Genomic DNA, 7481 nt, shown 5'->3' with positions numbered 1-7481 from the left:
GCTTACCTTTGGAATGAACCTGGTCTCGTACCACTGCCTGCCCTTGGCTTTCAGGAGGATAAACCGGGTCAGCATGCCGCCGAAAAAAGGAATCCCCAGGTAGATCAGAACACTTTGGGCGATCTGCCATATGCTGACATGCACGGCAATGCCCTTAAGCCCAAACAGCGGCGGCAGCACGGTAATAAAGATATAGGCGAAAACCGAGTAAAAAATCATCTGAAAGATAGCGTTAAAAGCCACGAGCCCGGCGGAATACTCATTATCGCCTCCGGCCAGCTCACACCACACAATGACCATGGCGATGCAGCGCGCCAGCCCGATCATGATCAAACCGACCATGTAGTCAGGGTAGTTGTGCAGAAAAAGAATGGCCAGGAAGAACATCAGGATGGGTCCGATGATCCAGTTCTGTACCAAAGAGAGTGCCAGGACACGCCAATTGCTAAAAAACTTGGGCAGTTCCTCGTATTTGACTTTGGCCAGCGGCGGGTACATCATCAGGATCAGCCCGATGGCGATGGGGATGTTGGTGGTTCCCACGCTGAACTTGGTGTTGAACGAGGCCACCACGCCGGGGATCACGTATCCGATAAGGACTCCCAAGGCCATGGCCAGGAAGATCCACACGGTCAAATAGCGGTCAAGGAAAGAGAGCTTTTTTTTCACTCCTTCAGCCATGGGTAACCTCCGAATTTGAATTTCTTGTTATGGGCATTGGATGAACCCCTGCGACCAGAGGCAACCGCCGCAGGCCGGGTGGATATTGCCGAAGCAGTCCTCGCCATTGACGCTAGGCAGGTCGCAGCTGTTGCAGGTGCTGCAGGGGGCGAAGGAAAATTCGTCGAGCCGGTGCCGGAAATCACGGTAAGCCGCATCGTTCCAGATGTCAGCCAGGGCACGATCAGCCAGAGAGCCCAAGTGGAATTCTTCCCAATTTCGGGAGTGGCCGTTCAGGCAGACGGTATGAGCATGAAGCAGCGGCAGGCAGGGGCCGATCTGGCCGTCCCAACGCACGCTGGCGCTGCGGCGACGAAGGAAGGGGCACAGCCCTTCATGATCGGGGTTCAGCGGCGTGAATGTAAGCGCATCGGGGAACAAGGCGGAAACTTTCTCCAGCGTTTCACCTTCAATTGAGTTCAGGTCGAAGCGCGGCATGATACATCCCCCCTCCGGTAAAGCCTCGAACAATACCTGACCGTAAAGGACTTCCGTTACCATGTCTTCAGTATATGGCTCGACGTTGCTGAGTGAAAAGCGGCTTGCTCCCAGGCGCCGGGCCAGGTCGATCACGGCAGGCAGGTCGGCGAGGTTGCGCTTCATGGCCACGAAAGAGATGCCCAGTTCGGGCTTGTTGCTCCTCGCGTTGAGGCGTTCCAGGTTGGCGATGATCTCCGGCAGGTGATCGCCCAGACGCACGTCGGCATAGCTCGCTTGCGAGGCGCCATCAATCGATATCCAAATGCGGTCGAGACCGGCCGCGATAAGACGCCGCGACATCGCATCATCCAACAGGATGCCGTTGCTGATCAGTTCCACCCTGCTGCCGGCGGACTTAGCCAGCGCCACCATGTCCGCGATGCGCGGATGGCTCAGCGGCTCGCCGAAGCCGCCGAGAAAAATCTCGAACCGGTCAGGGAAAGCGCGCCAGCCGGCCAGGATCTTTTCATACATAGCGAAATCCATGAAGCCCAGTCCTTCCTCCCAGCCCTGGCGCATGCAGGTGCGGCAGTCGAGGTTGCAGCGGTTGGTCGGCTCGACGTAGACCCTGGCCAGTCGGTCGATGTTCGCTTTGTTCGTCACGCTGTCCCCGTCACCCCGCTTCCTTGACCGCGAATTCCTTCTTCTTCAGATAAACCGCCATGATGAAGCCGATGGCTATGAACACGGGCAAGCTGAACAGGGCGCGCAACAGGGAAAACTTCAAGCCGAGGAAACTGATTTCAAAGGCCAGCATGGGAATCTTCAAGGTTGAGAAAGCCCCCAGGTAGACAAATACATTCCGGATGCTGCAGCCCTTTTTCCACAGCAAAGCCGCGACTGGAAAGGCGGCATAGAGCGGCCCGGCTTGCAGCATGGCCAGCAGGACAACCCAGAGGATTCCCATTGTTCCGGCCTCCGGGCCCAGGTGGCGGATGATCTTCTCCCGTGGGACCCATACGTCGAACAAGCCGATCAGAATGAACATCAGCGGCAGAAAAAGGATCATTTCCAGGAAAAATATGCGGAAGTTCTTGAAAATCCCAATCCCGGCAGGAAAATTACTTAATCGCGAGATCCCGATAAAAACAGCGAACAGCAACGCGAACCCGTATTTTTTCACTATGATCATTGCTTTGCCTTTCATAGGAAGATCCCCATCAGGAGGCCGATCAGCAACGCCCCGAAGAAACTCAGCAGGTTGCGCAGGATGCTGACCCGCCAGCCGAAATACTTCGCTTCCAGCGGCAGGGTCAGGATGCCGACCATCATCAGTGTGGTGATGAATACAGCGATAACTTGGTAGGATACACCGCTGCGTACCAGGATCGCGCCCAGCGGGAAGGCAATAAAGCCCGGGATCAGGGAGATCGAACCCAGCAGGGCAGCACTGACAATACCGGCCCAGCCGGTTCCTTTCCCCAGCCATTCGGTTAAAACACGATCGGGGACGGCATAGAGGAAAACGCTGACCAGGATCAATACGGTAAGCAGGGCTGGCAGGATGTTCAGGAACATTTTCGCCCCTTTCTTCAGCCCGGCCATCGTTTTACAGCGATCGCTAAAAAACGACAGCACGAGCAAGATCGCTGTTACGGCTGCCAGTCCGATCATGATTCAACTCCAGATCATGTAAGCCGCGGCGACGAGTAGCAGAAGGCCGCAGGCTTTTTTAACAAAACCGAGGGCTTTCGAACTCTCATTCCAGCGCAGATAGTTTTCGATCACCCGGGTGAATGTGCCGGCAAAGACGATCACGGCACAATGGCCAATCCCGTAGGCTATGAGCAGAGGGACGCCGTAGACTAAGCTGGATGATGACTTGGCCAGGACGATGGCCAGGATCGGCGCCATGTAAGCGAATGTGCAGGGGCCCAGCGCCAGGCCGAAGACCAGCCCCAGGAAAAACCCGGCCCAGACACCTTTGCCGCGGGCTTTGGCGTTGGCGGCCCCGGGCAGATCCAATTTGATGATGCCCAACAGGTAAAGCCCGACCAGAACGAAAATGCCAGCCACGAGGTAATTGCTCCAGCGGCCGATGTCGCCCATCATGCGACCGAGCAGCGACGTAATGACGCCGATCAGGGCGATGGTGGATAAAATTCCCAGGGCGAAGCCCAGAGAGATGCGAAAGGCTCTGCGCGTGGTAATTTGCTCCTGCTGGCTGATGAAACCGACGATCAACGGGATGCTGGCCAGGTGGCAGGGGCTGAGCAGGATACTCAATATCCCCCAAAGGAAAGCGCCCAGCAGCCCAAGTAGCGGACTGCCGGAGAGCAGCTTTGTTACCCAGGTAAAAAGGGCTTCCAACATTATTTCACGCCTTTCTGCTTGAGGATCTTGACCAGTTCCTCTTTAGGAAAGAAACCCTCATGGCGAAAATATTCCTTGCCTTCTTTATCCAGGAATACCTGGGTGGGGATCACGCGGATTTTATAGGCTTGGCCGAAAGGTTCGCCTTCAGGTGTCCAGACATCATAAAAAACCACCTTGACCTGCCCGGCGTAATCCTTCTCGATATCTTTCATGACCGGTTGCATCAACTTGCAGGGGATGCAGCGCACCGAACCCAGCTCGACGAAGCTAACCAAATAACTTTTTCCAGCCACCGCAGGGCTGTTTTTCTCATCGGCCTTAGGGCCAGCCGCGTTACAGCGCACAGAAAGTACTCCCGCCAACAAAAACAAAATAAACCCGCGGATGAGTGCGTTTTTCATTCTCTGCTCCTCGACTATTTTACCAACATTTTTTTGATGTCTTCGACTCCCGGGATTTTTCCGGCCACTTTCACGACGCCGTCCACGACCAGCGCCGGGGTGATCATCACGCCGAAGGCCATGATCTGCTGCAGGTCCTTGACCTTCTCAACGAGGAAATCCAGGTTCAGTTCGGAAGCCGCCTTGCGGGCATTTTCCTCAAGTTTCTGGCACTTGGGGCAACCGGTTCCCAAAATTTGTATCAGCATGGTTCCTCCTTTATTTCAATGAAGCCGTCAGCTTTTTGCCAAGCTCGGCAACCACGGCATCGATGCGCTCGGCCGTTGCCGGCGACTTGCCTTTCGCGATCCCCAGGTCGGTGACGCGCACATGGATGATGTTCTCAGTGATTCCCTTTTCACCCAGGGTCTTGCGGGCGCAGTCCAGGTTGCAGCCGTCGACCACCAGCAGCCGGTCGGCTCCTTTGGCCGAGGCGATGAAGCCACTGAGATTGGCTCCAACCCCGGCCAGGCAGAACATGCCGGCGCAGCCTCCTTCAGCGAATTTGCGGGCGGCCCGATCGGCGATCTCGCCCGTGTCGGCGGCACCGGAACAGGGGATGATCAGGGAAACCGTACCAGCGCATGCGCAAGTGGTTTTTTCATTCATAGGTTATTCTCCCGATTTATTTCAAGATAAAATTGAACAGGTATCCGGTAAAGACGATCCCTGAGCCGACGATGGCGATAAACACGGCCAGCAGCTTGGGCTTCAGGACCCGGCGCAGCAGGATCATCTCCGGCAAGCTGAGGCCGGTGACGGCCATCATGAAAGCCAGCGCCGTACCCATGGCCACCCCGGCCCGGGTCAGTTCGGAAACCAGGGGGATGACCCCGGCGGCATTGCTGTAGAGAGGAATGCCGATGGCCACCGCGATCAGCACGGCGAACGGGTTGCCGCGCCCGGCCACCCTGGCCAGCGCACCGCTGGGGATCCAGCCATGCATCAGGGCGCCGACGGCGATGCCGCCGACCACATAAGGCCATATGCTTTTCAACAGGTCGCGGGTAAAAACCCAGGCTTCGCGCAGCCGCTGTCCCCATGAAAGCCGCTCCCCTTCGGTCGCGGCCCCCACTTTCGTGGTCGTGGCGATGGATTCAATGAAACGCTCCATTTTCAAGCGGCCGATGAGCAGTCCGCTGACGATGGCGATCGCTTCCCCGGAAAGCACATAGATGAGGGCGATCTTCCAGCCGAAGAGACCGAAGAGCAGCCCCAGGGCGACCTCGTTGACCATCGGCGCGGCCACCAGGTAGGTGACGGTCACGCCCAGCGGGATTCCGGCTTCGACAAAGCCGATGAACAGCGGCACCGCCGAGCAGGAACAGAACGGAGTGACAATACCCAGCAGCGCAGCCAGCAAATGCCCGACCAGGCGGCTCCCTTTTTTGGCGGCCAACAGGCGCCGGGTGCGCTCGGGCGGGAAGAAGCCGCGCACCAGGGTGATGGCAAAGACGATGAGCGTGAGCAGGATGAAGATCTTAACCGTGTCGAAGATGAAAAAGTCGAGGGCGCTGGCGGCGCGGGAGCCATTGGGCAATCCCAGCACCGTGTAGACCAGCCAATCGACCAAGCGCTGCATCCAGCTAAACATGCCGCCCTTTCTTTTTCGCCGGGCGCTGGGGAGCGCACGCCTTCTCGCGGCCTCCGAAGGCAGCCAGGCGTTTCCGATCGAGGCCGGCTTGCTCGGCCGAAATCCGCTCGGCGATGGCCAGCAGCAGGAAACGGATGAACAGGTCGCCCTCGTTCAGGCGGTAGAGGATCCAGCGCTCCTGGCGCCGGACTTGTACGATGCCCGCCTCCTTCAGGATGCGCAGATGGAACGAGAGGCGCGGCTGCTCCATGTCCAGGGCGGCGGCGATCTCGCAGACGCACAACTCGCCGCGGCCCAGCAGCTTCAGCACCCGCAGCCGCGTATCGTCGGCCAGGGCCTTGAAGATGGTGACAATAGCGATCATGACCTTCCTCACATATCAAATTTATTTTATGTGTCATATTCTATACCTTTTTTTTGAAATGTCAACAGAACCGTAATTATAGGTGTTTCTGTTTATAACCTAAATTTAAGTCATGTCGATCGATAAAATATATTCGATTTTCTCCCTAGAGTTCGCGTTTCCCTCCCCTTTCGCGGATTCGCCAAAGCCATCCCCGTCCGTTCTGGCATTTGCCGGCGCCATTGTTTATGATATAATCCATGGCATCGGACCATGAAAGGAGAATCCACCATGGCAAAAGACAAAGACAAGGGTAAAGAAAAAAGCAACAAGCCGAAATTGTCGGTCAAAGAAAAAAAGCTGAAGAAAAAGGAAAAACGCGATAAAAAAGCCTCGATGATTTGATGCGTTGATTGGGCGAAATGCCGTGCCGGCGGCGGTACGAAACTACCCGCCCCAACAATTTCAAATAGTGCGCAAGCGCCAATTCTGAAATTCGTCTTCAGATAAAATCACCCGGAAATTCTTGTAGTATAATGAATTCTTTTTCCAATCGATATGCTGCCTTTCGCTGCGCAAGTCGATCTCGAGAAAAAGACGGCGAAAGCGATAGATCACCAGCGATTCGCCTTCAAGGCAGAGACAGCAGGCGGTGACCTGGCGCCGGCCGAATCCTTTGGACACCAGCGTCGCCCATGGAGTGCACAGGGTTGCCGCCATATCGTGCCGGCGAGGGCATGAGCCACTGAATCGGTTGAAGGCGACAACGATAAGCATGACCAGCGCAAAGATCACTCCCATCATCGCCAGCAGCTGGCCGGGCGTTTGCATGAAGAACGGGGATATTCGTTCATGGAGGAAAAAGATCTGCCCGGCCACGGCCGGGGAGGTTTTTTCACCGTCGATCTCCAGCCCGAGGATGAACCTTTCGAATGCCTGGCAGGCGAAGTGCAGCGAGTCGGGGGAAACCATGTCGGCCCAGTAAGTCGCGCCGTTGCGGAAGAAAAGGCAGAACATGCGGTACCCTTTCCCGGCTTTCTGCAGGACATAGGTGCCGCCGCCGAATAAGTCGAGATCCTGTTTCAGCGGCGAGCGTCCGAAATTATCGCGGACCAGTTCGCGGAAATCATCGCCGGCCTTGGCCGACGTTCTATAAAACAACCGAAAATGACGGACAAAGCCGTAACCCTGCCAGCCGTTTTTCGCGTCGCGGATCGCCGAAAAATCGCCGGCCGGGAACACTGAACGGACTCCCATGATCTCCACCGCCTGCATGCGGATGCGCTGGCGGAAAACGATAAAATGGACGACCAGCAGTGTGCCCAGCAGGATGAAAAATGCCAGCCAGAGGGTTTTCTTCCAGGTCATGCTTGTCCTACTCCGCTCACAGCAGCAGCGCGGCGGCCAGGAACACAATGGTGGCCACGAATGTCAGCGGGTTCACGGCCTGCCATATCCGGTTGGCGCGTTGCAGGATGGAAAAATCGGTGACGAAGACCGTTTCGCAGGCCCCGTCGCCGACATCGTCGCGCACCGTGCTGGTGCCGCGCATGAACTGGTTGGCCGGCTGGCTGTAGGTGACCAGGTA

12 protein-coding genes are annotated in these 7481 nt (G+C 56.7%); all 12 read right to left on the bottom strand.

Going from position 1 to position 7481, the window contains the following annotated elements:
- On the bottom strand, positions 1-681 hold a 681-nt coding region (locus tag NTW95_13250), incomplete at its 3' end, for an arsenical-resistance protein (GenBank protein MCX6558375.1).
- 27 nt (positions 682-708) lie between these two features.
- The gene (locus NTW95_13245) at positions 709-1803 is read right to left on the bottom strand and encodes a radical SAM protein (GenBank protein ID MCX6558374.1); all 1095 of its coding nucleotides are present in this window, start codon (positions 1801-1803) and stop codon (positions 709-711) included.
- A 10-nt stretch (positions 1804-1813) separates the two neighbouring features.
- Positions 1814-2347 (bottom strand): permease, encoded by a 534-nt coding sequence (locus NTW95_13240; GenBank protein MCX6558373.1) that lies wholly within the window; start codon positions 2345-2347, stop codon positions 1814-1816.
- A complete protein-coding gene (locus NTW95_13235; GenBank protein ID MCX6558372.1) occupies positions 2344-2814 on the bottom strand; it encodes a hypothetical protein in 471 nt (156 codons plus the stop codon). Before NTW95_13235 ends, NTW95_13240 begins: the two co-directional genes overlap by 4 nt.
- A 3-nt stretch (positions 2815-2817) precedes the next feature.
- Positions 2818-3513 carry a cytochrome C biogenesis protein gene (locus NTW95_13230; GenBank protein ID MCX6558371.1) on the bottom strand — a complete coding sequence of 232 codons (696 nt, stop codon included), beginning with the start codon at positions 3511-3513 and terminating at the stop codon, positions 2818-2820.
- A complete protein-coding gene (locus tag NTW95_13225) occupies positions 3513-3917 on the bottom strand; it encodes a thioredoxin family protein (protein ID MCX6558370.1) in 405 nt (134 codons plus the stop codon). The genes NTW95_13230 and NTW95_13225 overlap by 1 nt, the downstream gene beginning before the upstream one ends.
- 14 nt (positions 3918-3931) lie before the next feature.
- Positions 3932-4165 (bottom strand): thioredoxin family protein, encoded by a 234-nt coding sequence (locus NTW95_13220; protein MCX6558369.1) that lies wholly within the window; start codon positions 4163-4165, stop codon positions 3932-3934.
- Positions 4166-4175: 10 nt separating this feature from the next.
- Positions 4176-4565: a putative zinc-binding protein gene (locus tag NTW95_13215; GenBank protein ID MCX6558368.1), complete on the bottom strand. Its 390-nt coding sequence runs from the start codon at positions 4563-4565 to the stop codon at positions 4176-4178.
- Positions 4566-4581: 16 nt separating this feature from the next.
- A complete protein-coding gene (locus NTW95_13210) occupies positions 4582-5550 on the bottom strand; it encodes a permease (protein ID MCX6558367.1) in 969 nt (322 codons plus the stop codon).
- A complete protein-coding gene (locus NTW95_13205; protein MCX6558366.1) occupies positions 5543-5914 on the bottom strand; it encodes a metalloregulator ArsR/SmtB family transcription factor in 372 nt (123 codons plus the stop codon). Before NTW95_13205 ends, NTW95_13210 begins: the two co-directional genes overlap by 8 nt.
- 444 nt (positions 5915-6358) lie before the next feature.
- On the bottom strand, positions 6359-7261 hold the full coding sequence (locus tag NTW95_13200) for a hypothetical protein (protein MCX6558365.1): 903 nt from the start codon (positions 7259-7261) through the stop codon (positions 6359-6361).
- A gap of 16 nt (positions 7262-7277) precedes the next feature.
- Positions 7278-7481, bottom strand: a 204-nt coding sequence (locus NTW95_13195) for a hypothetical protein (protein ID MCX6558364.1), incomplete at its 5' end; no start/stop codon positions are given.

It is taken from the genome of Candidatus Aminicenantes bacterium (assembly GCA_026393795.1).
Classification (GTDB): domain Bacteria; phylum Acidobacteriota; class Aminicenantia; order UBA2199; family UBA2199; genus UBA2199.
Note: the sequence above shows the minus strand (reverse complement) of the source record. Positions and strands in the feature narration are given on the sequence as shown.

Coding starts and splice junctions, on each gene's coding strand:
- NTW95_13240 (MCX6558373.1), bottom strand. CDS start 2,347: ATGAAAGGCAAAGCAATGATCATAGTGAAAAAATACGGGTTCGCGTTG.
- NTW95_13235 (MCX6558372.1), bottom strand. CDS start 2,814: ATGATCGGACTGGCAGCCGTAACAGCGATCTTGCTCGTGCTGTCGTTT.
- NTW95_13230 (MCX6558371.1), bottom strand. CDS start 3,513: ATGTTGGAAGCCCTTTTTACCTGGGTAACAAAGCTGCTCTCCGGCAGT.
- NTW95_13225 (MCX6558370.1), bottom strand. CDS start 3,917: ATGAAAAACGCACTCATCCGCGGGTTTATTTTGTTTTTGTTGGCGGGA.
- NTW95_13220 (MCX6558369.1), bottom strand. CDS start 4,165: ATGCTGATACAAATTTTGGGAACCGGTTGCCCCAAGTGCCAGAAACTT.
- NTW95_13215 (MCX6558368.1), bottom strand. CDS start 4,565: ATGAATGAAAAAACCACTTGCGCATGCGCTGGTACGGTTTCCCTGATC.
- NTW95_13210 (MCX6558367.1), bottom strand. CDS start 5,550: ATGTTTAGCTGGATGCAGCGCTTGGTCGATTGGCTGGTCTACACGGTG.
- NTW95_13205 (MCX6558366.1), bottom strand. CDS start 5,914: ATGATCGCTATTGTCACCATCTTCAAGGCCCTGGCCGACGATACGCGG.
- NTW95_13200 (MCX6558365.1), bottom strand. CDS start 7,261: ATGACCTGGAAGAAAACCCTCTGGCTGGCATTTTTCATCCTGCTGGGC.